General features: G+C 60.3%; 26 protein-coding genes and 1 tRNA gene. 14 read left to right on the forward strand and 13 right to left on the reverse strand.

All coding sequences use genetic code 11. The features are described from left to right. Nucleotide 1: 1 nt before the first annotated feature. Complete coding sequence (locus K3177_RS00775; RefSeq protein ID WP_221596387.1) at nt 2-604, reverse strand: cupredoxin domain-containing protein; 603 nt, start codon at nt 602-604, stop codon at nt 2-4. Between the two features lie 85 nt (nt 605-689). Between K3177_RS00775 and K3177_RS00780 the strand changes: the two genes are divergently transcribed. From K3177_RS00780 to K3177_RS00815, 8 genes are all read left to right on the forward strand, one after another. Further along, a complete protein-coding gene (locus K3177_RS00780) occupies nt 690-1613 on the forward strand; it encodes a DUF3034 family protein (RefSeq protein ID WP_247714181.1) in 924 nt (307 codons plus the stop codon). Nucleotides 1614-1624: 11 nt separating this feature from the next. Then, nucleotides 1625-2155, forward strand: coding sequence for a group I truncated hemoglobin (locus K3177_RS00785; RefSeq protein ID WP_221596389.1), 531 nt, complete (start codon nt 1625-1627; stop codon nt 2153-2155). A gap of 72 nt (nt 2156-2227) precedes the next feature. Continuing rightward, nucleotides 2228-3100 (forward strand): S-methyl-5'-thioadenosine phosphorylase, encoded by an 873-nt coding sequence (mtnP, locus tag K3177_RS00790; RefSeq protein ID WP_221596391.1) that lies wholly within the window; start codon nt 2228-2230, stop codon nt 3098-3100. Beyond that, the gene (gene glpD, locus K3177_RS00795; protein WP_221596392.1) at nt 3097-4587 is read left to right on the forward strand and encodes a glycerol-3-phosphate dehydrogenase; all 1491 of its coding nucleotides are present in this window, start codon (nt 3097-3099) and stop codon (nt 4585-4587) included. Before mtnP ends, glpD begins: the two co-directional genes overlap by 4 nt. A gap of 94 nt (nt 4588-4681) precedes the next feature. After that, a complete protein-coding gene (putA, locus tag K3177_RS00800; protein WP_221596394.1) occupies nt 4682-7819 on the forward strand; it encodes a bifunctional proline dehydrogenase/L-glutamate gamma-semialdehyde dehydrogenase PutA in 3138 nt (1045 codons plus the stop codon). A 59-nt stretch (nt 7820-7878) separates the two neighbouring features. After that, nucleotides 7879-8433 carry a dCTP deaminase gene (gene dcd / locus K3177_RS00805; RefSeq protein WP_103022209.1) on the forward strand — a complete coding sequence of 185 codons (555 nt, stop codon included), beginning with the start codon at nt 7879-7881 and terminating at the stop codon, nt 8431-8433. Nucleotides 8434-8510: 77 nt separating this feature from the next. Continuing rightward, nucleotides 8511-9686, forward strand: a complete 1176-nt coding sequence (locus K3177_RS00810) for a saccharopine dehydrogenase family protein (RefSeq protein WP_221596396.1) — start codon at nt 8511-8513, stop codon at nt 9684-9686. Nucleotides 9687-9739: 53 nt separating this feature from the next. Next, nucleotides 9740-10219 (forward strand): DoxX family protein, encoded by a 480-nt coding sequence (locus tag K3177_RS00815; protein ID WP_103022207.1) that lies wholly within the window; start codon nt 9740-9742, stop codon nt 10217-10219. A gap of 106 nt (nt 10220-10325) precedes the next feature. Here the strand turns inward: K3177_RS00815 and K3177_RS00820 are convergent. Then, nucleotides 10326-10400 (reverse strand) — tRNA-Gly (locus K3177_RS00820). 193 nt (nt 10401-10593) lie between these two features. Between K3177_RS00820 and K3177_RS00825 the strand changes: the two genes are divergently transcribed. Both K3177_RS00825 and K3177_RS00830 read left to right on the forward strand, forming a co-directional pair. Next, nucleotides 10594-11505, forward strand: a complete 912-nt coding sequence (locus K3177_RS00825; protein WP_221597409.1) for a tetratricopeptide repeat protein — start codon at nt 10594-10596, stop codon at nt 11503-11505. Nucleotides 11506-11512: 7 nt separating this feature from the next. After that, entirely contained in the window at nt 11513-12121 is a 609-nt protein-coding gene (locus tag K3177_RS00830; protein ID WP_173830050.1) for an LON peptidase substrate-binding domain-containing protein, read from the forward strand. Nucleotides 12122-12125: 4 nt separating this feature from the next. Here K3177_RS00830 and K3177_RS00835 read toward each other — a convergent pair whose 3' ends face one another. From K3177_RS00835 to argB, 5 genes are all read right to left on the reverse strand, one after another. Continuing rightward, nucleotides 12126-12749: a MarC family protein gene (locus K3177_RS00835; protein WP_103024092.1), complete on the reverse strand. Its 624-nt coding sequence runs from the start codon at nt 12747-12749 to the stop codon at nt 12126-12128. Between the two features lies 1 nt (nt 12750). Further along, nucleotides 12751-13446, reverse strand: coding sequence for a Cif family virulence factor (locus tag K3177_RS00840; RefSeq protein ID WP_345725330.1), 696 nt, complete (start codon nt 13444-13446; stop codon nt 12751-12753). Continuing rightward, a complete protein-coding gene (folD, locus tag K3177_RS00845; protein ID WP_221596398.1) occupies nt 13443-14339 on the reverse strand; it encodes a bifunctional methylenetetrahydrofolate dehydrogenase/methenyltetrahydrofolate cyclohydrolase FolD in 897 nt (298 codons plus the stop codon). Before folD ends, K3177_RS00840 begins: the two co-directional genes overlap by 4 nt. Then, the gene (locus K3177_RS00850; protein WP_103024090.1) at nt 14339-14629 is read right to left on the reverse strand and encodes a YggT family protein; all 291 of its coding nucleotides are present in this window, start codon (nt 14627-14629) and stop codon (nt 14339-14341) included. The genes folD and K3177_RS00850 overlap by 1 nt, the downstream gene beginning before the upstream one ends. An 82-nt stretch (nt 14630-14711) precedes the next feature. Then, the gene (argB, locus tag K3177_RS00855) at nt 14712-15608 is read right to left on the reverse strand and encodes an acetylglutamate kinase (protein ID WP_103024089.1); all 897 of its coding nucleotides are present in this window, start codon (nt 15606-15608) and stop codon (nt 14712-14714) included. 202 nt (nt 15609-15810) lie between these two features. Here argB and K3177_RS00860 point away from each other — a divergent pair, with 202 nt between their 5' ends. Beyond that, on the forward strand, nt 15811-16200 hold the full coding sequence (locus K3177_RS00860; RefSeq protein WP_221596400.1) for a hypothetical protein: 390 nt from the start codon (nt 15811-15813) through the stop codon (nt 16198-16200). Nucleotides 16201-16326: 126 nt separating this feature from the next. Continuing rightward, nucleotides 16327-16974: a hypothetical protein gene (locus tag K3177_RS00865; RefSeq protein WP_221596402.1), complete on the forward strand. Its 648-nt coding sequence runs from the start codon at nt 16327-16329 to the stop codon at nt 16972-16974. Between the two features lie 83 nt (nt 16975-17057). On the opposite strand, the gene K3177_RS00870 is transcribed toward K3177_RS00865, so the two are convergent. From K3177_RS00870 to K3177_RS00890, 5 genes are all read right to left on the reverse strand, one after another. Further along, nucleotides 17058-17516, reverse strand: a complete 459-nt coding sequence (locus K3177_RS00870; RefSeq protein ID WP_221596403.1) for a hypothetical protein — start codon at nt 17514-17516, stop codon at nt 17058-17060. A gap of 219 nt (nt 17517-17735) precedes the next feature. Continuing rightward, the gene (locus K3177_RS00875) at nt 17736-17882 is read right to left on the reverse strand and encodes a hypothetical protein (protein ID WP_158246638.1); all 147 of its coding nucleotides are present in this window, start codon (nt 17880-17882) and stop codon (nt 17736-17738) included. A gap of 430 nt (nt 17883-18312) precedes the next feature. Further along, on the reverse strand, nt 18313-20181 hold the full coding sequence (locus K3177_RS00880; protein ID WP_221596405.1) for an NACHT domain-containing protein: 1869 nt from the start codon (nt 20179-20181) through the stop codon (nt 18313-18315). Between the two features lie 6 nt (nt 20182-20187). Next, a complete protein-coding gene (locus K3177_RS00885; RefSeq protein ID WP_103024081.1) occupies nt 20188-21249 on the reverse strand; it encodes a ribonucleotide-diphosphate reductase subunit beta in 1062 nt (353 codons plus the stop codon). Between the two features lie 338 nt (nt 21250-21587). Further along, on the reverse strand, nt 21588-21959 hold the full coding sequence (locus K3177_RS00890; RefSeq protein WP_103024080.1) for a DUF4440 domain-containing protein: 372 nt from the start codon (nt 21957-21959) through the stop codon (nt 21588-21590). A 176-nt stretch (nt 21960-22135) separates the two neighbouring features. Here K3177_RS00890 and K3177_RS00895 point away from each other — a divergent pair, with 176 nt between their 5' ends. Both K3177_RS00895 and K3177_RS00900 read left to right on the forward strand, forming a co-directional pair. After that, nucleotides 22136-22378 (forward strand): DUF2171 domain-containing protein, encoded by a 243-nt coding sequence (locus K3177_RS00895; protein ID WP_196847038.1) that lies wholly within the window; start codon nt 22136-22138, stop codon nt 22376-22378. 142 nt (nt 22379-22520) lie between these two features. Further along, entirely contained in the window at nt 22521-23717 is a 1197-nt protein-coding gene (locus K3177_RS00900; RefSeq protein WP_221596407.1) for a GGDEF domain-containing protein, read from the forward strand. 15 nt (nt 23718-23732) lie between these two features. Here the strand turns inward: K3177_RS00900 and ligD are convergent, their stop codons facing one another. After that, complete coding sequence (gene ligD / locus K3177_RS00905; protein WP_221596409.1) at nt 23733-26249, reverse strand: DNA ligase D; 2517 nt, start codon at nt 26247-26249, stop codon at nt 23733-23735. Between the last annotated feature and the right edge of the window lies 1 nt (nt 26250).

Consider the following 26250-nt stretch of genomic DNA (forward strand, 5'->3'; position numbering starts at 1 on the left):
ATCACCGCAGACGCACCGCCACCTTGTGATTACCCGATGCGGAAATCTGCTTCGACATTTCACCGCCCGGACCGCGCAGTCGGGGATGCCAGACGGTCAGCTTGGCCGATCCCGACGGCACATTGGCCAAGGTCACGTAGCCGTTGGCATCGGTTTTGCCTGCAAAGGGCGTATCGACCACGCGGATATAACCGCGCATCTCATCGTGAATATTGCACCCGAGCGCCACGGCGCCGGCAATGGGAAAGGTATGGGTTCTGGTCTGGTCCCGGCCATACAGGTCGATCTCGAAGCGCGCAGGCTTCGAAAAGCTGTAGATCGAATGGCGCACCTTATCGAGGTTGGGAAAGGCCACGGTGCTGCCACGTGCGACCACCAGTGTGCCGGGCGCGAATTGCTCGTTCCGCTGCGCCATCGCCATCCGCCAGGGGAAGGTAATGCGCCCTGCGCGTCCGCCTGCAGCGTCCAGTTCGACCACGGCATCGCGCACGGGCAAACCGCGTTCATCGACCACCTGGACCCGGACCGGGCCGACAGAAGCCGCCCATGCAATGGAAGCCGGTATCGCCACAAGGGCTGCGAGAAAGGCAAAACGCGTCCACATGCCCGGTATCGTACGGGGTCAGGAGTTAAGAAAGTGTCCGCATACGGTTAATAACTTTTGCACCACATCCTGCCATCAATTGCGCATGACCCCTGTTTTCAATCGCTTTGCCGCCTGCTTGATGGTGGCGCCTCTCGCTCTGCTGCCGATGTCGCTCTGCGCTCAGGAAGTGCCTTCGGATACGCAAACTGTCGACCAGGCCGGAACCTTCCCGGAATACAATGCCAAACTGCTGCTGACCAACGCGGTCAGCGCTGTCGATGGTGCGAGTGGTGGCGGCATTTCGAACTGGGCGACCATCGCAGGACGGCAGGAAACACGCGGCGTGGGCGTTCAGGCTCATGTGACGGCAGTGCTTCTGCCGGACTTCTTCTATCAGTCGCATGGGGTGGCGCTGGGAATCGCCGACAGGATCGAACTGAGCTACGCACGACAGAATTTCGACACGCAGGATGTCGGTGCCGCGCTCGGCATTGGACAGGGCTATATGCTCAATCAGGATGTATTCGGCGCCAAGGTCAGACTGTTCGGTGACGTCGTCTACGGCAATACAATGGTCCCTCAGGTCGCTGTGGGCGCACAGTATAAACGCAGTCTCGACGGCGCCGTCGCGAGCGCAGTGGGGGCAGCGCATGACGAAGGTGTCGATGTTACGTTGAGCGCGACCAAGCTTTTTCTCAGCCACAGCGTGCTGGTCAATACGACGGCGCGGCTGACAAAGGCCAATCAGAACGGCTTGCTGGGGTTCGGCAGCGTTTCAGACGACAGTTACGCGGTCCAGTTCGAGGGCGCTGTCGCTTATCAGTTTTCCCGTCGCTTCGTTCTGGGGACCGAGTTCCGCACCAAGCCGGACAATCTCGGCCTTGGCGAAGGCGACTGGTTCGATGTCTTTGCCGCCTATGCGCCCAGCGACAATCTGACCGTGGCCGCAGCATATGCCGATCTTGGCTCGATCGCGACATTCACGGGTCAGCGCGGCGCATTTCTGCAGGCGCAGGTCGCATTCTAGGAGTTATGCCCATGTTGCTCACTGCCACCCTCTCGCTTTTGCTCATGCAGCAAGCTCCTGCAGAAAATGTCGACTGGGATGCCGAATTCGGCGTCGAAGAGGTCGAACGCGATCCTGCAACCGGGGAAATTCCCGTCGAACCTTACGAACAGAAGAACGAAAACGCCGGCGCCAATCCATTCACAGGCACTGACATGGCTGACACGTTCGGTGGCCGTGACGGAATCCGCCAGATCGCCGAAAGGTTCGTCGAGATCAATTTCGCCGATCCGCGCATTCAGGGCATATTCGCCGGCCACGACGAAGTCCGATTGCGGCGCACGATTTTCGAACAGTTCTGTTACATCCTGAACGCTGGCTGCGACTATACCGGACGCGATATGAAAAGCTCTCACGAAGGGCTTGGCTCGCGCAAGGCTGATCTCAATGCAATAGTCGAGAACCTCCAGCAGGCGATGCGGGAACAGGATGTGCCGTTCGCTGCCCAGAACCGTTTCCTGTCCAAGCTGGCACCGATGAGCAGGGACGTCATCAACCGCTAAAGGGCTGGACACAAAAGGTCGCAAGGCCCACCCGTTAGCGATGGTCGGGATTATGCGAGACGAAGAAAACTCATGAGCGATTGGACGATCGGCATCATCGGGGGATCGGGGCTCTATGCCATGGATGCCCTTGAAGATGCGCAATGGATTCCAGTTCAATCGCCTTGGGGCGAGCCCTCCGATGAAATCCTGTGCGGCAAGATCGGGCATGTCCGCGTCCGCTTTCTGCCGCGGCACGGACGCGGGCACCGTCTGGCCCCTTCTACCGTCAATGCGCATGCGAACATCGATGCGCTGAAACGCGCAGGCTGCACCGACATCCTTGCCGTGAGCGCAGTCGGATCACTTTCGGAAGAACTTTCTCCGGGCCGGTTCGTCACCATCGATCAGTTCATCGACAACACCCGCGGGCGCCCATCGAGCTTCTTCGGAGATGGATTCGTTGCCCATGTGTCGATGGCCGACCCGGTGTGCCCACGGCTGTCGAAACACGCTGCAAAGGCCGTTGCCACCGCTGGCGGTGAATGTGCGCAGGGCGCGACTTATGTCGCTATCGAGGGCCCGCAGTTTTCAACTCGTGCCGAAAGCCGCCTGTATCGGCATTGGGGTGCCGAAGTGATCGGAATGACGGCCATGCCCGAAGCCCGGCTCGCTCGCGAAGCGGAACTGCCCTATGCCCTTCTGGCCATGGTTACCGACTACGACAGCTGGAAGGACGATGCCGCGACGGTGGACGTTGCACAGGTGGTCGAGCAGATGCGCGGCAACGCGAAACTGGCAAGGAAAGCGATCGAAGCTTTTTGCAAAGGCCTGCCGAAGAAACGCAGCCCGTCCCCCATCGATCATGCCCTGACCGACGCTGTCATCACCGCGCCCGAAAGACATGACAAGGCTGTACTTGCCAAGCTCGACGCAGTTGCAGGGCGGTTGTTTCGGCAGGGATGACCGATAGCTACGACCTCCTCGTCATCGGCGGCGGGATCAACGGCGCCGGCATCGCGCGGGATGCTGCAGGGCGCGGCCTGAAGGTCGTACTTGTCGAGAAGGACGATCTGGCATCGCATACATCTTCCGCCAGCACCAAGCTGGTGCATGGCGGCTTGCGCTATCTCGAGCACTACGAATTCCGACTGGTCGCAGAATCCCTGCGCGAACGCGAAGTGCTGCTTCGCAATGCGCCGCATATCATCTGGCCCTTGCGTTTCGTGATGCCGCACGAGCCCAGCATGCGCCCGAAATGGATGCTGCGCCTGGGTCTTGCCCTTTACGATCGGATCGGCGGCCGAACGAGCCTGCCGAAGAGCAGGAGCGTCGATTTGCGCGTCGCTCCCCACCGCAATACCCTCCAGGGGCGGCTGAAGTCCGGTTTCGAATATTCGGATTGCTGGGTGGAAGATTCTCGCCTGGTCGTGCTGACGGCGAAGGATGCGGAGGAGCGAGGCGCCGAAATCTGGGTTCGTACCGAATGCACCGGTCTGGAACGTAATGCGAGCAACTGGACTGCGCATCTGCGATGCGGGTCGGGGGTACGCAGCATAACTGCGCAGGCTGTCGTCAATGCGGCCGGCCCCTTTGTCGACCGGGTCGCCGTGACCGCGCTCGGGCAAGGAACGCCAGCGCACTTGCGACTGGTGAAGGGCAGCCACATAATCCTTTCGCGTCGGTTTGCCGGAGATCATGCCTATATCTTCCAGCAACCGGACGGGCGGATCGTCTTCGCCATACCATATGAACGGGATTTCACACTGATCGGCACCACCGATCTCCTGTACGAAGGCGATCTCGATGACGTGGCCATTTCTCCAAAGGAAATCGCGTATCTAATCGAGGCGGCTTCGCGATATTTTTCCAGTGCGATTACGGAAGACGAGATTGTGTCGTCCTACTCTGGCGTACGTCCGCTCTACGAAGATCATGCCGCCAGCAACTCCACTGTAACCCGTGATTATGTCTTCGAACTCGATAACGAAGGCGGCGCACCGATCCTCTCGGTATACGGCGGCAAGATCACAACGTACCGCAAGCTTGCAGAACATGCGCTGGAAAAGCTTGGGAGAGTGCTGGCCCTGCCCGGAAAAGCCTGGACCGCTGACGCCCCGCTACCAGGCGGAGACATGCCGGATGGCGATTTTGCAGCCTTCCTGTGGCGCATTAGCGAACGCTATGAATGGCTACCGCCGGAAATGCTCCTTCGCCTTGCACGCGCCTACGGTACGCGGATTGAAGCCGTCATCGGCTCGGCCGGCTCACTTGGGGAGCTTGGAGCGCACATGGGCGGAAATCTCTATGAGGCCGAATTGCAATACCTTGTGGACGCCGAATACGCTCGTACGGCGCAAGACGTATTGTGGAGACGCAGCAAACTCGGTCTCCATCTGCCCGTTGCCGCCCAGCAGGCGGTTGCAGACTGGTTTGCGGCCCAAACCTCATAAGCCGCTACGGAACAAGGACGTTTCACAAAGCTTGTAAGGGAAACACGGCAGGTCCAAGGGGCTTGCTTTAATCCTCCTTTCCTTTCGGAGTCGTATGGCCCTGCACGATCCTGTCCGCCTGTCCCCCATCTCCCGCCAGTCCGTTCGCGAAGCTTACCGAGCGGAAGAAAATACCTGTGTCGCGGAACGCATGGCACAGGCATCCGGCGCAAGCGCCAAACACGCGGAAGCAGCGCAGATAGCCATCCGGCTGATCGAGGACGCGCGCAAGCGCAAAGCCAGTGGGATCGATGCATTCCTGCAGCAATATGGTCTGGCGACGGAAGAAGGCGTAGCGCTGATGTGCCTCGCCGAAGCTCTGCTGCGTGTGCCGGATGCGGCGACGGCCGATGCATTGATCCGGGACAAGATAGGTCACATCGATTGGGCGGAGCATATGGGCGAAAGTTCGTCCACCTTCGTTAACGCAGCTACATTCTCGCTGATGCTGACGGGAGAGGTTCTCGAGCGCCCCGAAGAAGCGCAGAAGGGGATGGGCAAGACGCTCAAGCGTGCGGTCAATCGGCTTGGCGAACCCGTGATCCGCACGGCCACCTTGCAAGCCATGCGCATTCTGGGCGGGCAGTTTGTCTATGGTCGCACGATCGACGAAGCGCTCAAGCGTGCCAAGCCAGAACGTGCAAAGGGCCTGACGCACAGCTTCGACATGCTTGGTGAAGCGGCGATGACCTACGACGATGCCGAACGCTATCGCGTCAATTACCACAAGGCGATCGACCGGCTGGTCCGCGAAGCGACAGGAGATGTCCGCACTTCGCCTGGTATATCGGTCAAGCTTTCGGCACTGCACCCGAAGTACACCTTCCTCCACGCAGATCTCGCGATTGCCGATTTGCTGCCGATCGTACGCGATCTCGCCACGGCCGCACGCGATGCGAACATCCATTTCACGATCGACGCAGAAGAAGCCGACCGGCTCGAACTTTCGATGGATCTCATCGAAGCCTTGGCACGTGATGACAGTCTCTTCACCCGGCCGGACGGCAGCCGTTGGGAAGGTTTCGGCCTCGCCATTCAAGCCTATCAGAAACGCGGCGTTCCGATGGTCGACTGGGTTGCCCGCCTCGCTCGAAAGCATGACCGCAAGTTCTTCGTCCGGCTCGTGAAGGGGGCTTATTGGGACACTGAGATCAAGCTTAGCCATGTTGGCGGCTTCAAGGATTTTCCGGTGTTTACCCGCAAACTGGGCACGGATGTCAGCTACCTTGCCTGTGCGGAAAAAATGCTCGCGGCCGACGATGCAATGTATCCGGCGTTTGCAACGCATAACGCCTACACCATCGGCGCAATCAAGGCGCTTGCAGGCGAAAAGCCCCTCGAATTCCAGCGCCTGCATGGCATGGGCGAGGATGTGTACGGTGCATTGGCGCAGATGGAAGGCAACAAGCGCACGAGCGTACGTATTTACGCGCCTACCGGCACGCACAAGGACCTGCTCGCCTATCTCGTACGGCGATTGCTCGAAAACGGCGCCAACAGCTCGTTCGTCAACCGTATGGCGGATGCAGAAGTGCCGGCAAGCGACTTGGCCACCGATCCCGTAGCCGACATGGCGGCACTCGAACCATACCGTAATCCGACCATCCCCCTGCCAGCCGACATCTTCGCGGACCGTCGCAATTCGGCAGGGATCGACCTGTCCGATCCTCTCGTACTCGAGCCTTTGCAGGAACGGTTGGCCGAACTCGAAAACAAGCACTGGGTTGCCGAGCCCACGTTCAAGTCGGGTTCCGAAGCGGAAATCGCGCCTATCAACAAGCCGCACGATCTGACTGCGGAAGTCGGCACACGGCGCGACACGCTCGACTTCGAAGTGGAAGAGGCAATCACGCGTGCCCAGGCGATCCAGCCGGGGTGGGACCGGCTCGGCGGCGAAAAGCGCGCCGTCCTGCTCGAAGCTGCAGCAGACCTGTTCGAAGAGCACACCGACGATTTCCTCAGCCTGTGTCAGCGTGAAGCCGGCAAGACACTGATGGATGCCGTTCTGGAACTGCGCGAAGCAGTCGACTTCCTGCGGTTTTACGCCAACGAAGCGCGGCGTCAGTTCACTCGCCCCATTATTCTTCCCGGACCCACCGGCGAAGAAAACCGGCTGAGCCTGCATGGTCGCGGCGTTTTTTCCTGCATCAGTCCATGGAACTTCCCGCTCGCCATCTTCATCGGCACACCTGCGGCTGCGCTGGCAGCAGGCAACACTGTCGTCGCCAAGCCTGCCGAACAGACCCCCTTGATTGCCGCACTGGCCGTGCGCCTTTGTCACGAGGCCGGCATCCCTGAGGAAGCGTTCCAGCTGCTCCCCGGAGCGGGCGAGGTCGGCGAGATGATAACGTCGGATGCACGCATTGCGGGCGTTGCCTTTACCGGCTCGACCCAGACGGCACAGGCCATCAATCGCAGCCTCGCGTCGCGTGATGGGCCTATCGCGACGTTGATTGCCGAAACTGGCGGTCAGAATGCCATGATCGTCGATTCCACGGCCTTGCCCGAACAGGTCACGCGCGATGTCGTCGCATCGGCCTTCCAAAGCGCTGGACAGCGCTGTTCGGCACTGCGTGTTCTGTACATTCAAGACGATGTGTACGACGAAATGCTGCGTATGATCCGCGGCGGTTTCGAAGCTCTGACGATCGGCAATCCGGAACATCTGGCGACCGATGTCGGCCCAGTAATCGATCCGGATGCGAAGTCTTCGCTCGAACGTCATATCGCTCGCCGCAAGAAGGGTGGCCGCCCGGTGTGGCGTCGCCGCCTGCATCGCGGTGCCAACGCCGGCTGCTTCGTGGCCCCCACGATCATCGAGATGGATTCGATCCTCGACCTCAAGCGAGAAAATTTCGGTCCGATTCTCCACGTCGTTCGATACCGTGCGGCCGATCTCGAGCGGGTGATCGAAGACATCAATTCCACCGGTTTCGGCCTAACTATGGGTCTTCACAGCCGCAACGACGAGACCCGTGCCTTTGTCGAAGCGCGGGTCAAGGTCGGCAATTTCTATGTGAACCGCAACCAGATCGGCGCGGTCGTCGAAAGTCAGCCCTTCGGCGGCGAAGGACTGTCCGGTACGGGTCCGAAGGCCGGTGGCCCGCATTACGTCCAGCGCTTCGCGACGGAACGCGTGGTGTGCGTTGACACGACGGCGGCGGGCGGAAACGCTACCCTTCTTGCCAGCTAAAGGCGGATAAATCGCCCCGGCCGCTTGCCCAATGGCGGCGGCTGGGGAATCGTCCCCGTATGGCGATTCTTTCCGATAAGTGGATCCGAGACAAAGCGCAGAACGAAGGCATGATCGAGCCTTTCGTCGAAGCGCAGCGTCGCGAAGGCGTGATCAGTTACGGCCTCTCGAGCTACGGCTACGATGCGCGCGTTGCTCCCGAATTCAAGATTTTCACCAACGTCGATTCTGCGGTGGTCGATCCCAAGGATTTCGCGAGCAACAGCTTCGTCGATCGCGAAACCGACATCTGCGTGATCCCGCCCAACAGTTTCGCGCTCGCCCGGACGGTCGAATATTTCCGCGTACCGGAGGATGTTCTCGTCATCTGTCTCGGCAAGAGCACCTATGCCCGGTGCGGGATCATCGTGAACGTGACACCGCTGGAACCGGGCTGGGAAGGCCATGTGACCCTGGAGTTCTCGAACACCACGCCCCTGCCAGCAAAAATCTACGCGAACGAAGGGGCGTGCCAATTCCTGTTCCTTAAAGGGAATGAACGCTGCGAAACGAGCTATAAGGATCGTGCCGGCAAATACATGGGCCAGCGCGGGGTGACGCTGCCTCGGCTTTAGGCAAAGCGGCCCTGACGCTGCGTCTTTGACTCTCCCTTCGGGCACGCGCAATCATGCCGGCCGAGGAGAGAAGTGTTATGGCAGATCGTGAATTCGACATCATCGTCTATGGCGCCACGGGCTATACGGGACGCCTGGTTGCAGAGCATTTCTTGCGCGAATACGGCTCGACCGTCGATGGCCCCAAATGGGCGATGGCCGGCCGCAGCTTGAGCAAGCTGGAGGCTGTCCGCGACGAGATCGGGGCACCTGAAACCATCCCGCTGGTCGTTGCCGACGCCGATGACAGAACCAGTCTCGAAGCGATGTGCAAAAGGGCCAAGGTCATCCTGACGACCGTTGGCCCTTATCAGTTATATGGCGACGCACTGGTGGCAGCCTGTGTGGCAACGGGCACGGATTACGCCGATCTCTGCGGCGAACCGGCCTGGATGCGGGAGCAGATCGACCTTCATCATGTAGCGGCCGGGAAATCCGGTTCGAGGATTACCTTCTCGTCCGGCTTCGATTCCATACCCTTCGACCTGGGTGTTCTCATGCTACAAAAGGAAGGTATCTCCCGCCATGGCTCGCCTGCGCCGCGCGTTCGCGGCCGCGTACGCAGCATGCAAGGCACCTTTTCCGGCGGAACCGCAGCCAGCCTGACTGCGACAATGAAGGCCGCCGCAAGAAACCCGGGCATCATCAAGGTACTCAATAATCCCTTCGGCCTGACGCCGGACTTCGATGGCCCTGACCAGCCCGGCGGAATGATCCCTCATTACGAAGACGATCTGGGCAAATGGGCCGCTCCCTTCATCATGGCGACGATCAATACCAAGAACGTCCACCGCACCAACTTCCTACTCGGCCACCCCTATGGCAAAGATTTTCGTTACGACGAAATGATGCTCACCAGTCCTGGCGAAGCGGGCAAGGCCGCTGCCAATGCTGTGGTAGACATGCTCAAGAACCCGTTCGGCGCCAAGCCACCCAAACCCGGTGAGGGACCGAGCAAGGAAGAACGCGAAAACGGTCATTACGACATCGTGTTCATCGGCGAATGGCCGGATGGCCAGCGCCTGCACTATGGCGTGAAAGGCCGATACGATCCCGGCTATGGTTCAACCAGCCGCATGCTCGCCGAAACCGGGATCGCACTGCTTACGAGCGACGCCAAAGGGGGTGTGGGCACGCCGGGGGCATTCCTGGGCGAAGCACTGGTCGAACGCCTGCGGGAGCACGCCGCACTAACCTTTGCGGTAGAAGAGTAGGGAACCACATACCCTCAGGTGCTTTCAAACCATATCCAAGGGGAGAAGCATCAATGGCTACCATCGCGGCGCTCATCGGGCGCATACTGCTCGGCGCACTGTTCGTCTTCGCCGGGCTCGGCAAGGTTATGGATCCGGCAGGCACGGCAGCCTACATGGAAGCGGAATCGCCCTTCCCCGGCAGCTTGGCGCTCGCCGTCGGCGTGTTCGAGATCGTTGCCGGCCTGGTTCTGGCAAGCGGCTTCATGACCCGTATCGCCAGCGTCGCATTGATTGTTTTCACGGCACTGGCCACTTTGTTCTTCCACGAACGGGTAACCGATCAGGCACAGGCGGCAATGGCACTTAAGAACCTGGCCGTGATCGGCGGGTTGCTCATGGTTTTTGCTTATGGTCAGGTTCGTGGCCAGGTCGGCGTATGGCGAGAACGGGACCGTGCTCATGATGCCGAAATCAAAGCGGCGCGAGCAGAAGGAAAGGCCGAGGCTACGACCACCGTAGTCCACGATGATCGTCCCACACGTCCAGCCTGATCCAGATTGAAGTGCGCGAACGTAACGTCGGCGGCTCACCACCGCCGGCATAGCACTGCATCAAACGCGCACGCGCATGAGTTATGTCTCGAATATCCGGAGAAAATGGAGCGGGCGAGGCGATTCGAACGCCCGACCCCAACCTTGGCAAGGTTGTGCTCTACCCCTGAGCTACGCCCGCTCACTGGCGCTACCGAAACCGTATGGCCCGGTGGGGAGGCGGCCAACTAGCAGCGGTCCACGAGTCCCGCAAGCCGAAATTTGCAGATTTTTTACGCAGCTTGCAGGGTGGCATCTCCTTCTTCACATTTGCTCCGCAATGCCCACATGGGGCGGATAGGTTTTCAGTTGAAAGGTGGACTTACGTGGCGAGCATGGGCCTGAGCATGGATGAGCAGAAGGCGGTCGAACGCTTCAAGACCGAAGTCGTCGAACCGTCGATGACCAAGCTCGTGATCCTCGATTTTCACGCTGAATGGTGTGGGCCATGCAAGGCCTTGGCTCCGATGCTCGAAAAGGTTGCCGGTGAGTATGCCGACAAGGGCGTGGTGCTGAAGAAAATCGATGTCGATGAAGAAAAGTTCATCGCCGCCCAGTTCCAGGTGCAGTCCATACCGACCGTGTACGCGCTGTTTCAGGGGCAGCCGGTCGCCGACCTGACCAATGCACGTAGCGAAACGCAGATGAAGCAGACGCTGGATCAGATCCTGTCGCAATTGCCGATAGAAGCGGGTGCCGCGCAGGACGCCAAGCCGGAGCAGGACGTTTCCCAATTCGTCACGATGGCCGAACAGATCCTGGCCGATGGAGATGCCGAGCGGGCAGCCGGTATTTTCGACCAGGTTCTGCAGATGGCTCCCGACAATGCGGCAGCCCATGCGGGCCTCGTTCGTTCGCTGGTCCAGGCAGGACATGTGGAACAGGCTCAGGCGGCGTTATCGGCGGCCGAGACCAATCCTGCGATCGCTACCGATCCGCAGATCGAGCAGGCCAGGAGCGCGCTGGAACTGGCGGGCAACAGAGTTGACGAAGGTGAACTTACAGCCCTGAAGGAAGCCGCGGCAGGCGGGGACATGCAAGCCCGCTTTGATTACGCAGAGGCAGCCTTTGCAGCAGGCCATCGCGATGCGGCGGCTGATGAGCTGCTTGCCATGTTCGAAGCCGACCGGGAATGGAACGATGGCGCTTCCAGAACAAAGCTGCTGCAGATTTTTGAAGCGGTCGGGCTGGAGGATCCCTGGGTAGTCGCCACCCGGCGCCGCCTTTCCAAGATCCTTTTTGGATAGGGGGTCGATCATCCGCATCCCCATTTTTCCGCTGCCAGGCGCTATCCTGTTTCCCGGCCTGCAATTGCCGCTTCACATCTTCGAGCCGCGCTATCGCGATCTTGTCGGGAGTGCGCTTGCTAAAGATCGCCTGATCGGGATGATCCAGCCGCAGCAGTCGAAAGATGGCGCCCCGCTTTACGATATCGGCTGTCTGGGGCGGATCGGCGATGTCGAAGCGCTGGAGGACGGTCGTTATAACATCGTTCTCGATGGTGAGACGCGGTTTCGCCTTGTGCGCGAACTGGATGTTCGGACCAGCTTCCGTCAGATCGAGGCGGAAATAATCGACGATGCCGAGGACGAAGTCCTGTCCAGCGTCGAACGGGCCGGTTTCGAATTCGAAGCTCGGCGTTTTGCGGACATGCAGGGTTATTCGGTGGACTGGGATTCGGTCGAGCGGCTCGACGACGAAACATTGATCAACGGCGTAGCCCAGATCGCACCGTTCGACGCGGCCAGCAAACAGGCGCTTCTCGAAGCTCCCAACCTCGCTCAGCGCTGCGAGTTGATGATCCAGCTCATGCAGTTCTTCGCCCTGCGCGATGACGGAGACGAAATCGTCACCTTGCAATAGCGCTTCAGATGCTGAAGCTGTTGCGCAAGCCGTCAATGACATATTGCGCTGCCAGGGCCGATAGCAGCACGCCCAGCACGCGGGTAATCGCCGCCTCCACCTTGTCACCGAACAACCGCATGATCGGTCCGGCGGCCATCAGCGCGATCATGGTAATGGCCAGAACTGCGGCAAGCGCAGCCAGTACGACCAGATCCTGCTGCAAGCCGCGCGCTTCGTTCATCAACAGCATGATGGCGGCAATGGCGCCTGGTCCGGCCAGCATGGGTATCGCCATGGGAAAGACCGAAACGTCTTCTACTTCGGGCGTCGCGGCAACTTTCTGAGCCCGATCCTCGCGCCGCTGCGTGCGTTTTTCAAAGACCATCTCGAAGGCGATCCAGAACAGCATCAGTCCACCTGCAATACGAAAGCTGTCGAGCTCGATATGCAGAGCCCCGAGGAGATCTTCGCCGAAGAGCGCAAAGACCAGCAGAATCACCAAGGCGATACCACTCGCGCGGATGGCCATATTCCGGCGCTCGGCAGCGGTCGCGCCCTTGGTCAATCCGGCATAGATCGGGGCGCAGCCCGGAGGATCGATCACGACGAAGAGCGTGATGAAGGCAGAGAAGAACAATGCTGTCATGTCATTCGTCCCGCGGCGCGCTGACGCTACCGGCCATGGCATCGATCATCGAACCGTCCTTGTACAACATCAGCTTCCAGTGGCGTGACAGATCGGGCGATACGACGAAGGTAAGAAACAGGCTGCTGTCGCCACTTACCTGATCGAAATAGGTGCCGCCTCCTGCCGGGCGTGACTGCTCGGCCTGATTGCGCAGTTCCGCCGCCATGCCCCTGTCGGGACAATCGGCGATATCCGTGCGCACGAATTCGGGCGCTTCCAGCGGCGTTTCGAGCGTATCGCCCTGATCCAGTTTCCAGCGATATTCACCGTCGGCACGGCGTTGCCAGACAGTCGTGAAATAGCCGGTGGTACCATCGGCGCGTTGCCACGCGCCGCGTGTCACTGCCAGTGATCCATCACAACTCGACCATACGTGGTGAGGCTGCCACTTCACCGCCTGTGCGGGGTTATCACGCCCCTTAAGCCAGTCACGAGCAATAACGGGTTCCGGCACGAACATGACGGCTTCGTCATGTGCATAATCGCGAAACGCGGTCCACTGCCCCTTGTCCTGCGCCGCTCTTGCAAAAGCGAGTTCGGCGGCGACAACCCTTGAGGGATTGGCGACCGGCTTCAACAACCGCGAATAGTAATCTCCGGAACCTCCGGCGCAGCCGGCAACACCCAGAGCAAGCAGGACCGCGGCAATTCTCACAATGCGCCTTCCGGGAGGTCCAGCCCTTCATTGCGATGAGCGGCAACCAGCGTGTTGCGCAGCAGCACTGCAATGGTCATCGGCCCCACTCCTCCCGGGACGGGGGTAATTGCGGATGCGACATTCCGTGCCGCCGCATAATCGACATCGCCCACCAGCCGGCCTTTATCAGATCCGGGCTCTGGCGGAAGTCGATTGATGCCGACATCGATAATTGTCGCCCCGTCCTTGAGCCAGTCGCCCTTGACCATCTCGGGTCTACCGACGGCAGCGACAACGATGTCCGCGCGGCGAACCACGCCGGGCAGATCCTTGGTCCGGCTATGGGCGATGGTCACGGTAGCATTCGCATCGAGCAGCAATTGCGCCATGGGCTTGCCGACGATGTTCGAGCGCCCGATCACCACTGCTTCGAGGCCGGACAGGTCGCCCAGCCGATCGGCAAGCAGCATCATGCAGCCCAGTGGTGTACAGGGCACGAACCCGGTCTGCCCAACAGCCAGCCGGCCGGCATTGATGACATGAAACCCGTCGACGTCCTTGTCCGGGCTGATAGCGGCAATGACTGCCTGTTCATCGAGATGGCCGGGCAAGGGCAGTTGGACGAGTATCCCGTCGACCGCTGGATCGGTATTCAGCCGCTCGACCAGTGCGAGCAGGTCGGCGTCGGATGTGTCCGCGGGCAGACGATGTTCGAAGCTTTCCATGTTGGCCGCAACGGTCGCCTTGTGCTTGCTGCGCACATAGACCTGGCTTGCCGGGTCTTCCCCCACCAACACCACGGCGAGCCCCGCCTTGCGGCCCGCCTGCTCTTCGAACTTAGCAGCCTGGACGCCGACACGTTCGCGCAATTGCGCGGCGAAGGCTTTCCCGTCGATAACCTCTGCAGTCATCAGCCGTGGATCACATTTCCGAGAACGATCAGGACGACGTTCAGCAGGATGATCAGGACGAGCGGCGAGAAGTCGATCGCGCCGGTATTGGGAAGAATGTTCCGGATCGGCCGCAAGACCGGTTCGAGGAACCGGTTGATCGCCATGTAGAAGCTGGCGAGGAAATCGTTCGATCGGTTCACCACGTTGAAGGCGAACAAGAGCCCGATGATGAACTGGATGATGATCAGCATCACCAGGATGTTGGTGAGCATCGCGATGATCTGGTAAACGGTGCTGAGTGCCTGCATTTCGTCGAGCGTTCCCGTGGAATTGTGCCGTGTTGCGCGTCCTACAAGAGCAATACGGAGCGCGCCACCCCCGACGAGCGGGTTACCGACCTTTCGCGACCAGTGTACCGGCGCCGCGGGCGGTGAAGAATTCGAGCAGCATGGCGTGCGGCACGCGGCCATCCAGCACAACTGCCGCCTCGCAGCCGGATTCGACGGCCTGGACGCAGGTCTCCAGCTTCGGGATCATGCCACCCGATATGGTCCCGTCGGCGCGCAGATCCGCGATGTCGGCGGGGGTAAGATCGGTGAGCAGATTGCCCTGCTTGTCGAGAACCCCGGAAACATCGGTCAGCAACAGCAGCCTTGCCGCGCCGAGGGCAGCAGCCAGTGCGCCCGCCATGGTATCGGCATTGATGTTGTAGGTATGCCCATCTTCGCCGACACCGATCGGCGCGACGACCGGGATCATGCCCGCCCCGTTTGCGGTTTCGATGATCGTGGTATCGACCCGCGACGGTTCGCCGACGAAGCCGAGGTCGAGCACTTTTTCGATATTGCTGTCAGGATCGCGGTGTGTCCGTTGCAGCTTGGTGGCAGTGACGAGGCCGCCATCCTTGCCCGAAATGCCGATCGCCTTGCCGCCGGCGCGGGCGATGGAGCCCACGATGGCCTTGTTGATCGCGCCGGACAGAACCATTTCGGCAACGTCCGCGGTCTGCTTGTCGGTGACGCGCAGTCCATCCACGAAGCGTGTTTCCACGCCCAGCTTTTCCAGCATGGCACCGATCTGCGGTCCGCCGCCGTGGACGACGACGGGATTGATACCGACTGCCTTGAGCAGCACCACGTCTTCGGCGAATTCGCGCGCGGCGCGTTCGTCGCCCATGGCATTGCCGCCATATTTCACGACGAAGCTGCGGCCCGCATAGCGCTGGAAATAAGGCAGCGCCTCGATCAGGGTTTCGGCCTTGGCGTGGATGTCGGGTGTCTGGGTCATCGCGTGGCGATTAGCGGCGCGAGGCGGCGGAGGCAAAGGAATAGCGGCCCTGTAAAACGGGGGCGAAAGGGGAACGCGGGCTAAACGGCAGATGAACCGGCTCGCCCTGCCAAGATTCCGCCACATTTCGGCGCAACCGCGGGAGCCGGGGTCTGCGGCAACCGTAATTGAGGTTCCTATCCTAATCCACGGGACCAGATTTATGACCAAGCTTACAGTTCTTGCAGCCGCCCTTCTCGCCACGACCGGCGCCACCGCCGCCAGCGCCCAGATCGTTTCGCCCGCAACGGGCGATGTCGATGCGACCACCAGCGCCACCGTCCAGACGACGCCGCCGGTCCAGACCACCGAAGAAGCCATCGACAGCATGGACAGCACGGTCGATTCGACCACGGACACCATGGACCATACGATGGACCACACCATGGACACGACCACCGATACCGTCGACACGACCACCGACACGGTCGATGACACTCTCGACACCGAAGCCGATGTCGATGCGGACGCCAGCGTCGAAGCCGATACGCCGGTGACCGACACCGAAGCCGACGTTGCGGCCGATGCCGAGGTGGACGAACCGGAAGCCTAAGCTTCGCAACCTTTCAGGCCGCATCGGACAAACCCCTCCTAGTTCCGAGAGCCGGCCGCACGGGGGCGGTGGGATTATCCCGCCGCCCCTTTTGCATGCGCGCCATCCGCGGCTAGGGTCGCGGCCATGCAGATCCCCTTGTCCGCGACAGCCGCGCTCGCCCTTCCCTCCCTGCTCGCCGCCTGTGCGAGCGTGCCCGATGCGCCCGCCAGCCCGCAGGAGGCCTATTGGAATGCCCTGTCGAGCCATTGCGGCAAGGCCTATGCGGGCAGCCTCGCCACACAGGATGCGCGCGATGCCGACTGGGCGGGCAAGCCCATGATCGCGCATTGGGCCGACTGCAGCGACGAGAGGATCGCCATCGCCTTCCACGTGGCGGACGAGGATGCCCACGGCGGATGGAACCGCAGCCGCACCTGGATCCTCACCCGCACAGGCTCGGGCGCCGACACGCGCTTCACCCTCAAGCACGCTCACCGCCATGCCGATGGCGCGGCGGATGCGGTGACGTTCTATGGCGGCGCCAGCGACGCGGCGGGCAGCGCGGGGGCGCAGGACTTCCCCGTGGACGCCGAAAGCATCGCGCTGTTCACCCGCGAGGGGCTGGACGTGTCGCTGACCAATGTCTGGCGCGTCGAGGTGGACCCGGCGAGCGCGAGCGATGCGGCTTTCGCCTATCAGCTCACCCGCGCCAACGACCCGACCCGCCTGTTCCGCGTGGAATTCGACGCCAGCGATCCGGTAAGCCCGCCCCCGCCTGCCTGGGGCTGGTAGATAGCCGGGCAAACCGGCGGCGGGCCGCGCGAGTGTGGCCTTTCGTGGACCGCCCATTTGGGTTTTAGAAAGTGTGACTTTCCTCACTTCCAGTCGATGTGGGCACAGGCGCGGTCGAGCCGTGCGAGATGCTGGAGATGGGCCGAATGGTCCGGTTTGCGGCGGATTCCCACGAATTTGCCGGCGTCCATGACCACCTGCAGGCGGCCCGACTGAAAACGCGTTCCCGCATCGAGCCCTGTGGACTTGGCAGACGAGAGATCCACGGGCTCGTGCGGCTTGCCCAGCGCCGCATCCCACGCCGCGGCAAAGCCCGCCGCGCCGGGCCGCTTGCGCAGGCGATAGGCGCTTTCGCGGCCCATGCAGATACGGCGACAGGCGGCAAGGACGGAGCGGGTTTCGGCCAGGACGCCGATGAACTGCGCCTGGCGTTCATGCGTCCAGCCATCGCTGCGCGGGCTGAGCGGCACCGGATGAAAGGCGGGAATGCGCCGCCGCCGGGGCGGAAGGGCGCGGGGCTGCTTGGGAGGATATGTTTTCATCCGGCGTGATGGAGCAGATTTCGCGCGTGTAGGAAAATGGATGTGTGGGGGGCTTGGGTTGTCGTGGCTGCGTGCCCACTCCCAACCGCTGTTCCTGGGGAACGCCTCAGGCTCCCCGCGAGCGGGAGGGGGACTGGTTGGGCCCACCCCAAACGACAGCGGCCGCCCCGTGAGGAGCGGCCGCTGCATTGCGCCGGGTCAGTAGCGCTGTGAGTGCGCCTATTTGTTCTGGCGCGACTTATCGTCCGACTTGTCGCCGCCGGCCTGCCTGGACTTGTCGCCCTGCTGCTGCGGCTGCTTGCTGTCGTCGTTCGAACCCTTGCCGCCCTGCTGGGGTTGGCCGGGTTTCTTTTCGTTATTGTCCATGGAAAATTCCTTTGGAAAATGCAGCGCGGTAAATCCGAGCTGCACCCAATCAAGCAATGGGCGGGAGTGCGGTTTCAGCGCTTGCGACAGTAGGGGGCCGGATTGAGCCAAATTACCGTTTTACTAGGACATTTCGGCCAGGCCTTGGGAAATCTGCGTGCTGGCGCCAATATCCGGGGCTGGGCTACCAAACGGCATGTCCCGGAACGTCCGCTTCGACCGCACGCGGCGCAGGCCCGCCGTTCGCCCAGCGCGGTTTGGCAAACGGCGACCGGGCTGACATGCAACGTGGTTTTCGATGGGCCCGCTGATCCTGCCGATCGCGCTGGCGACCTCCGCCTATATCTTTGCCCTGCCCAGCGTGCTGCCACCTCCTGCCTTCCTGTCGAGCGAGCCGCACGTAATCGAGCGGCACCTCAGGCGTGGCAAATTACGCGAACAAATCGTCTATGAACGCTTCTCCGCTACGCTTCCGGCTTGCCTGGTTTTTTTGGATAGCCTCAAAGCTTCTGAGCCAGCTTTCCAGATTGCCATCATAGACTATGTCAAAAAAGTCGCAGAATCGATCATCAACTTCAAAAGCGAAAAGCTCCGGCCCTTCTTTGGTGTTGTGATCCGCAAGTACAACACTAAGTCCTTTTAAGGCCTCAACTCCGCTTTCTTCTAATCGAACGAGCTCTTTTAGGTAAGCCTTTTCAAGATCATCAAAATCTTGCCTCGTACGTGCACGAACATTTTGATGTTTAGAAAAAACAGCGGGATAGAATTGCCTTATTATGAGCGCACAACGATCAAGTTTGGAATGCTCTAAGATCGTTACGAAGGTAGAGTTTCCCATGATCTCCACGCCCCATTTCGGCAGTCGATCTGCAACGAATCTGCAGTGCCTGCTCACGTCCCGTTTCGGATATTTCCTCAACACATCGGAAACAAATTCATTCGCCCATTCATCCTCTACTCGATCCTGATTAATCCCAATCAGCATTGGAAGAACGTCGTCGTGAACTCTGACATTCGCGGTTTCTAAGTATCTCTCAACGAAACCGCTTGGCGCCGAGGCAACAAATAAAGCACAGAAATATTCTTGAAATGACCGGTGAACAAAAGATATCTCAAAGCCCTCTTCGTGCAATAAGCACACCGACTCAATAAGGTCGTCGAGAACCTTCTCAGGCTCAGCATTTATTTCTTGTTGCCTTATCGCCGAACTCAAATATTCAATCGCATCCCCGCGATAGAACGAAAACGCGGATTTTGAGTAAGTTAATACGCAGAAGCTTGAAAAAATGCGCTTAAATTCTTCAGCGGTACAGCCAGAATGAGTTTTTCTGAGAAACTGACTTTTCATCGCATCATGCCGACGTACTAAAGTGTCAAAAGCGTTTCGGTAAAATTCGTGAAGACTATGCGGGATCTCTGCATATTCTTCGAAAGTGCGCATAAGCATTATTGCAAGAAGAGGAGTGTTTAGAAAGCTTTCGTGCTTCTCGAAAAACTCCTCAGTCAACCGCTTTAAGAAATTTCGCTTTACGCGTTCGTCGTATTCAGCCTTTTCGATCAGATCCCGTGTCTGTTGGCGTGTCATCGGTAACAATTTGAAAGAAGAAAATCTCTCCCATGAATAAAAGCGATCGTCATATCTTCCTGAAACTACGATGGAGCATTCCGGGTGTTCGTCGACCAATTCCAGAATTTGGCGCTCAATTGAATCACGATCATTTGGTGAAATCTCGTCGAATCCGTCGAGAAGCAAGACGAAGTAACCTTGATGGAGAGCGTGAACGAAGTCATCAAAACGAAGGTCGCTATCGCTTTTGTACTGCGCATGAATGTATTGGAGCAGGTCTTTTGTAGTAAGGCTGTTTAGGTTCCGGAGTTCGAGGAATAGTGGCAGTTTACCGCGGGGCGAATGATACATGGATACCGCGAGAAAGCGCATTAGGACGCTTTTGCCTCGACCAGCCAATCCATTGATAACGAAAGACTTTCCGTGATGGACACGGTCCAAAAGTTCTGAAGCAGCTACTTGCTCTGGATCGCATTCGAGATCTACGGGAACATAGGCGCTTAAGAGATCGATTGACTCTGAAGGCTTCAGGAAAGTCCTGATCGTGCTTACTCGCCGATATGTTTTCTCCAAATACGGCGCGTATGCATCCGAAACCTGCTGATACAACCGCCGCAGCTTTTTGACGGCGGAAGAGCCACCGACCTTCCCCACCGCCGCATCAACAGCTTGGATCACGACTTCTGCCGCGAATTTGTTTGGATCAAACGCCCCCGGTTCTACGTCATCCAACTTACATCACTCCGCTGCCTGCACCCCGGCGTCTTCGCCGAACAGGCCCGGGCCGTCGTCGGCTTCGGCTTCCTGTTCGTTCGCAGCCTTGGCTTTCTTGCGCTTGTCGAAGCTGGACCACACCGTGTTCCAATCGCCCTTGGTCGCGCCCTTCGAATATTCCGTTGCGCGGGTTTCGAAGAAGTTGGCGTGTTCCACGCCGTTCAGCAGCGGGGCGAGCCAGGGCAGCGGGTGATCTTCGATCATGTAGATCGGCTGGAGGTTGAGCTGGCTGAGGCGCCAGTCCGCAATGTAGCGGATGTAGCGTTTGATTTCCTTCGCCGTCATGCCGGGCACGGGGCCGTCTTCAAAGGCGAGATCGATGAAGTTGTCCTCCAGGCGCACCGTCTTCTGGCACATGTCCATGATGTCTTCCTTGACCGCCTTGGTCAGGCAGTCCCGCTCGCGCACGAATTCGTGGAACAGGCGGGTGATGCCTTCGCAGTGCAGGCTTTCATCGCGGACCGACCAGCTGACGATCTGGCCCATGCCCTTCATCTTGTTGAAGCGCGGGAAGTTCATCAGCATCGCGAAGCTGGCGAAGAGCTGCAGCCCTTCGGTAAAGCCGCCGAACATGGCGAGCGTGCGGGCGATATCTTCATCCGTGTCGACGCCGAATTCCTGAAGGTAGTCGTGCTTGTCCTTCATTTCCTCGTATTCGAGGAACATGCCGTATTCGCTTTCAGGCATGCCGATGGTGTCGAGCAGGTGCGAATAGGCGGCGATGTGGACCGTTTCCATGTTGGAGAAGGCGGTCAGCATCATCTTGATTTCGGTGGGCTTGAACACGCGACCGTATTTGTCGTGATAGCAATCCTGCACTTCGACATCGGCCTGCGTGAAGAAGCGGAAAATCTGCGTGAGCAGGTTGCGTTCGTGATCGGAAAGCTTCTGCGCCCAGTCGCGGCAATCCTCGCCCAGGGGCACTTCTTCGGGCAGCCAGTGCACCTGCTGCTGGCGTTTCCAGAACTCGTAGGCCCAGGGGTACTCGAAGGGCTTGTAGGTCTTGCGGGCTTCGAGCAACGACATCTTGTGGGTCTCCGTATTCGCGTGAACGACTCATATAGTGAATCAGAGAGCGGATTCGAAGGCAAGCCTTGTCGATTCGGCGGGGATAAGCTGGCCATGAATTCTCTTGCAGGTGTGACGAATCGCAGGAACCTGCGGGCTTGAGGCCGGTTAGATAATCAGACGGTCCTGTCTCCGGAGCCACCGGTCGGCAGGACAATCACGGGGATAGCGACATCGTTCGGTTTTCCCCTTTTGCGGGCGATGTCCGCAGCCCCCGGCGCCCTGCCCTTCCTGCGAGGGGTGGGGCGCCAATTTTTTGGGGGGTATTCAGGGACTGCGGACAGCGCGGTGCGGGCTCAGCCGTTGGGATCGGCCACTTCGACGCCCAGCGGGGTCTGCTGGTGCTGGATGACCACCCATTCTTCATGATCGAGGCGCAGCAAAGTGCTGGTGCATAGCGCATCGTAAGTGCGTTCGCCGCCCTTCGCCCTGGCGCGATAGGCGATCACGATCAGCCCTTCCTGATGGCGTTCCACCCGAGTGTCGGCAAATTCGACCTCGTCCCAGCGCGGAGTGTTCTTCACCGCCTCCACCGCGGCGCGGCGATCGTAAAGGAAAGGGGCAGCCGGGAGCGACATCACCACATCCTCTGCCACCTGCGTTTCATAAGCGTCGGCCCCGCCGGTCCATAGCGTGCGTTCGAATTCCCATAGCCGGTCGTCGTTCATCGAAATGTCTCCTTGATGCTTCCCCTTCCCAATGCATCGCGGCGCCGATCGTTCAGAAACGGGCGGTCTGGACAGGCGATCCAACAGAGCGTGCCTCACGCCGGACGGACCGTGGACCTTTTATGCGCTGCCACCCGTTGGTTTAGTGTAAGTCACACAAAATAAAAGGGTTTTCAATGTTTGAGAAGCTACGCATCAAGGAACACATGGAGGTCGCCGATTGTAAGGGCATCCATGTCGGCACGGTCGATGAAGTCGAAGGCGATGCCATCAAGCTGACCAAGTCGGACAGCAGCGATGACATCCACCACTTCCTGTCGATGGACGATGTCGAGAAGATCGACGACAACCGCATCTACCTGAAGGAAAGCGCACGCATTCCCGCAGGTCTGGGGACCAAGGCCGCAGAACGCGCCTGATCCCGCGACATAGCGATCCCGTCAGCGGATCGGATGAAGCCCCGCCCGGTTTTTGCCGGAGCGGGGCTTTCTTATGGGACGGGTCCAAAATCGAGCCAAATCATTGCGCGCAGGCGGTATTCGGGTAAGTACGTAATCAACAATGAACCGGGCGCACGATTTCAACCTTGGCAAGGCAGCGCATGCCGCGCTTGCCGGCGACAACCCACCGTCTGCGTGGGACGATCGCCTGCGCGCCGCGTTGAAGGACGCCCTGGCCGACACGCATTACCGCGAAGGGCGGTTCCTGCTGGTGGTGATCATGGTGGTGGCCGTGCTGTCGCTGGCGACGGACCTGCTGGTGGCGCCGCAGAACCTGGGACAGGTGGCGGCCGTGCGGCTCGGCCTGGTCCTTCCCTTGAGCGGGATCGCCCTGCTTCTGCCGCGGCGGCTGGTGGGGCTGCAGAAGGTGATGATCGCGCTGGCGCTGATCGCATTCGGGCTGAGCATGGCGTTCGCCAGCCTGTTCGTCCCCTCGCCCGGCGATGCGCTGCTGGCGCTGGGTGTGGTGACCCTGCTCGCGCTGGCGCTGCCGGTGCTGCCGTTCCGCGGGCCGGCGCTGGTCGCCTTCATCCTGCTTTACGTGCTGGCGGTCGGCGGCTTTCTCTACATGAGCCAGCACGACATCGTGAAGACGAGCGCCTTCGCGGCGATCACCATCGTCACCGCCGCAACCGCGACGATCATCGCCCACCGCGTCCACTGGCTCGAGCGGCGCAATCTGCTGCTGACGCTGGAGGCGGGCAGCCGCGCGGCGACGCTGGAAGGGAGCAACGCCCGGCTGACCGAACTGTCGATGGAAGACCCGCTGACCGGCCTCGCCAATCGCCGCCGGGCGGAGCAGGCCTTTGCCGAACATTACTCCATGCCCGCCACGGCGGGACAGGCGGGCCCGGCGCTATTCATGCTCGACCTCGATCATTTCAAGGCGTTCAACGACCGGTGGGGCCATCAGGCCGGGGATGCGTGCCTGCGGGCGGTGGCAGAAGTGCTGCGCCACGCCGCCAGCCGCCACGGCGGGCTCGCCGCGCGCTTCGGCGGGGAAGAATTCATCTTCCTGCTGCGCGCCGACGACGCGGGCCGGGCCCAGGCCATTGCCGAAGAACTGCGCGTCGCGATCGAACGGATCGAGATCGAAGACCATGGCGCAACGTCGACCGCCACCTGCACTTCCAGCATCGGGATCGCGCTGCATCAGGGGCCCGAGGCGCCCAATCTGGCCCGCATGCTGTCCGCGGCGGATGCAGCTCTCTACCGCGCCAAGGCGGACGGGCGGAACCGCACGATGGTCGAAACATAGGCGTTCGCTGCAGGGTCAGACGTCCGGCAGGCGCTGGTCGGCAAAGCCCCAGCCATGCAGCGATTTCGACTGGGCACGATCGAGCAGTTTCTTCGCATCGTCGATGGAATAGGGGTGGGCGTCCTTCATCCCCTTGAGCTCGTTCCAAGCGAGCGGGATGGCCACCGGTGCACCGGACCGGGCGCGGGCGGAATAGGGCAGGATCGCGGTCGATCCGCGCTGGTTGCGCAGCCAGTCGATGAATATCTTCCCCTTGCGCTTCGCCTTGCTCATCGTGGCGATGAAGCGATCGGGCTCTGCAAGGCTGAGCGCTTCTGCAAAGCGGCGCGCGAAATCCTTGTGCTGATCCCAGTCGTGCCCGGTGGTCAGCGGAACCACCACATGCACGCCTTTCCCGCCCGACAGCATGGCGAAACTGGTTAGCCCCAGATCGGCCAGCCGGTCGCGAATGTCGCGTGCGGCCTGCTTGACCTCGTCGAAACCGAGACCCTCGTCCGGATCGAGGTCGAAGATCATCCGGTCTGGAGCCTCCACATCGCCCGACCGTGCGGCCCAGCCGTGGAATTCGATGGTCCCCATCTGCACGCACTGGAGCAGCCCCTGGGGATCGTCGATGTAGAGATAGTCTTCGTGGCCGCCGTCCTTTTCGCGGATGGCAACGTGATGCACTCCATCGCCGAAACTGCCGCTATCGTGTTTCTGGAAGAAGCATTTCTTGGCGCGGCCCTGCGGACATCGCACGAGGCTGATGGGCCGATTGGCAGCGAAGGGCAGCATGATCGATGCAACTGTCGCATAGTAATCGGCCAATTGCCCCTTGGTCTGGCCGCTATCCGGAAAGACGACCCGATCGCGGCTGGAAATTTCCACCTTCGCGGCAGGCGCGGGAGAGGCTTTCGCCTGTTCGGGTTCGACGCTGGCGGCATTCTTGTCGCTGCGCAGGCCAAGAAAGCTGCCGTGCCGGACATTCCCGTCCGCAGTGAATTCGGCAAAGGCGATCTCGGCGACCAGCTTGGGCGTGACCCAGGTAACGCCGCGCGCGCTCGCCTTGTCTGTTTCGACGGGGCTGGTCTTGCGTTCGATCCGTTTCAGTTTCGCGGCCAGATCATCGAGATCGTCTGCGGAAAAGCCCGTACCGACATTTCCCTTGTAAACGAGTTCGCCACCCTCGCTCTGAGCGAGCAGCAGCGAGGCGAAGGGGCGCCCCTTGGCCGAAGACTTCTTCCACCCGACCACGACGAATTCCTGCCGCCGCGTGCATTTCACTTTGACCCAGGACTTGCTGCGACGCCCGGAATAGGAGCCTTCGACGGTCTTTGAAATGATGCCTTCCTGCCCGGCATTGCACATGGTCCGGTAGAGCTTTTCACCTGCCCCCAGGACATGCTGCGCGACATGGATCGGCGGTTCCGCCGTATCGAGCAGCGCTTCGAGCCGTTCCTTGCGCTCTATGTTGGGCAGGCCGGTCAGATCCTCGCCGTCCAGAGAAAGCAGATCGAAGGCATAGAGAGCGAGACTGTCCGCTGCGGTCTGCGCTCCCTTGCCGCGCTTCAGCACTTTCTGCAGGCTGGAAAAATCGGGATTGCCCTTGGCATCATGGGCGACGATTTCGCCGTCGATAAGGCAGGCCGGCAAATCGAGTGCGGCGATAGTGTCAACCAGAGGGCCGAACTTGTCGGTCCAGTCCTTCCCGTTGCGCGTGTAAACGCGAACAGTCTTGCCCTTTGCAGCAATCAACGCGCGATAGCCGTCGAACTTGATTTCGTGCATCCAGCCATTTCCGGCCGGGACATCATCGACGAGCGTTGCAAGCTGTGGCTTGCGATATTTCGGTATCGGCGCCGACTTGCCCTTCTTCGGATTGGCCTTTCGCGCATTATGCGAAGACGCTTTTTCCATCTGCGCCAGGAAGGCATCGTCCTTCTTGCCCGCCAGCGGATATTCGCCGTTCTTGTCTGCCGCAATTTCCGCCATTGCACGCCCGGTCAGAACGCTGGTCAGTTCGCGCTGGACGAGCGCGTCACCATCTTCGGTTTGATCGTCCTGCAATTTGCGCAATAACCAGTTCTCGCGCTTCTCGCCGGGCTTTTTCTTCAGCCTAATCAACAGCCATTCGCCCTTCATACGCTCGCCGTCGAGGGTGAAGTGAAGGTGCCCCTTGTCGAGATCCTTAGCAGTCTTGCCCTCGACAGGCTGCCATTGACCCCGATCCCACAGCATGACGGTTCCGCCGCCATATTCGCCTTTGGGGATCACGCCTTCAAACTCGGCGTAGGACATGGGATGATCTTCGGTCCTGACGGCCAGCCGTTTGACATCGGGGTCTGGCGATGGCCCCTTGGTAACTGCCCAGCTTTTCAGGACTCCATCGACTTCGAGCCGAAAATCCCAGTGAAGCCGTGTCGCGTCGTGCTTTTGAACGATGAAGAGGTTGCCCCCTTTTCCGCCCTTCCGCTGGCCGGCCGGTTCGGGCGTCGCCTTGAAATCGCGCCTGGCATTATATTCCGCCAGCGGATTCGTGCGCGCGGCCATC

The organism is Qipengyuania pacifica (assembly GCF_019711555.1).
Taxonomy (GTDB): domain Bacteria; phylum Pseudomonadota; class Alphaproteobacteria; order Sphingomonadales; family Sphingomonadaceae; genus Qipengyuania; species Qipengyuania pacifica.

Bases quoted from the DNA above. Each gene is read 5' to 3' on its own strand.
- K3177_RS00775 (WP_221596387.1), bottom strand. From the start codon at position 604: ATGTGGACGCGTTTTGCCTTTCTCGCAGCCCTTGTGGCGATACCGGCT.
- K3177_RS00780 (WP_247714181.1), top strand. From the start codon at position 690: ATGACCCCTGTTTTCAATCGCTTTGCCGCCTGCTTGATGGTGGCGCCT.
- K3177_RS00785 (WP_221596389.1), top strand. From the start codon at position 1,625: ATGTTGCTCACTGCCACCCTCTCGCTTTTGCTCATGCAGCAAGCTCCT.
- mtnP (WP_221596391.1), top strand. From the start codon at position 2,228: ATGAGCGATTGGACGATCGGCATCATCGGGGGATCGGGGCTCTATGCC.
- glpD (WP_221596392.1), top strand. From the start codon at position 3,097: ATGACCGATAGCTACGACCTCCTCGTCATCGGCGGCGGGATCAACGGC.
- putA (WP_221596394.1), top strand. From the start codon at position 4,682: ATGGCCCTGCACGATCCTGTCCGCCTGTCCCCCATCTCCCGCCAGTCC.
- dcd (WP_103022209.1), top strand. From the start codon at position 7,879: ATGGCGATTCTTTCCGATAAGTGGATCCGAGACAAAGCGCAGAACGAA.
- K3177_RS00810 (WP_221596396.1), top strand. From the start codon at position 8,511: ATGGCAGATCGTGAATTCGACATCATCGTCTATGGCGCCACGGGCTAT.
- K3177_RS00815 (WP_103022207.1), top strand. From the start codon at position 9,740: ATGGCTACCATCGCGGCGCTCATCGGGCGCATACTGCTCGGCGCACTG.
- K3177_RS00825 (WP_221597409.1), top strand. From the start codon at position 10,594: ATGGGCCTGAGCATGGATGAGCAGAAGGCGGTCGAACGCTTCAAGACC.
- K3177_RS00835 (WP_103024092.1), bottom strand. From the start codon at position 12,749: ATGACAGCATTGTTCTTCTCTGCCTTCATCACGCTCTTCGTCGTGATC.
- folD (WP_221596398.1), bottom strand. From the start codon at position 14,339: ATGACTGCAGAGGTTATCGACGGGAAAGCCTTCGCCGCGCAATTGCGC.
- K3177_RS00850 (WP_103024090.1), bottom strand. From the start codon at position 14,629: ATGCAGGCACTCAGCACCGTTTACCAGATCATCGCGATGCTCACCAAC.
- argB (WP_103024089.1), bottom strand. From the start codon at position 15,608: ATGACCCAGACACCCGACATCCACGCCAAGGCCGAAACCCTGATCGAG.
- K3177_RS00860 (WP_221596400.1), top strand. From the start codon at position 15,811: ATGACCAAGCTTACAGTTCTTGCAGCCGCCCTTCTCGCCACGACCGGC.
- K3177_RS00865 (WP_221596402.1), top strand. From the start codon at position 16,327: ATGCAGATCCCCTTGTCCGCGACAGCCGCGCTCGCCCTTCCCTCCCTG.
- K3177_RS00870 (WP_221596403.1), bottom strand. From the start codon at position 17,516: ATGAAAACATATCCTCCCAAGCAGCCCCGCGCCCTTCCGCCCCGGCGG.
- K3177_RS00875 (WP_158246638.1), bottom strand. From the start codon at position 17,882: ATGGACAATAACGAAAAGAAACCCGGCCAACCCCAGCAGGGCGGCAAG.
- K3177_RS00885 (WP_103024081.1), bottom strand. From the start codon at position 21,249: ATGTCGTTGCTCGAAGCCCGCAAGACCTACAAGCCCTTCGAGTACCCC.
- K3177_RS00890 (WP_103024080.1), bottom strand. From the start codon at position 21,959: ATGAACGACGACCGGCTATGGGAATTCGAACGCACGCTATGGACCGGC.
- K3177_RS00895 (WP_196847038.1), top strand. From the start codon at position 22,136: ATGTTTGAGAAGCTACGCATCAAGGAACACATGGAGGTCGCCGATTGT.
- K3177_RS00900 (WP_221596407.1), top strand. From the start codon at position 22,521: ATGAACCGGGCGCACGATTTCAACCTTGGCAAGGCAGCGCATGCCGCG.
- ligD (WP_221596409.1), bottom strand. From the start codon at position 26,249: ATGGCCGCGCGCACGAATCCGCTGGCGGAATATAATGCCAGGCGCGAT.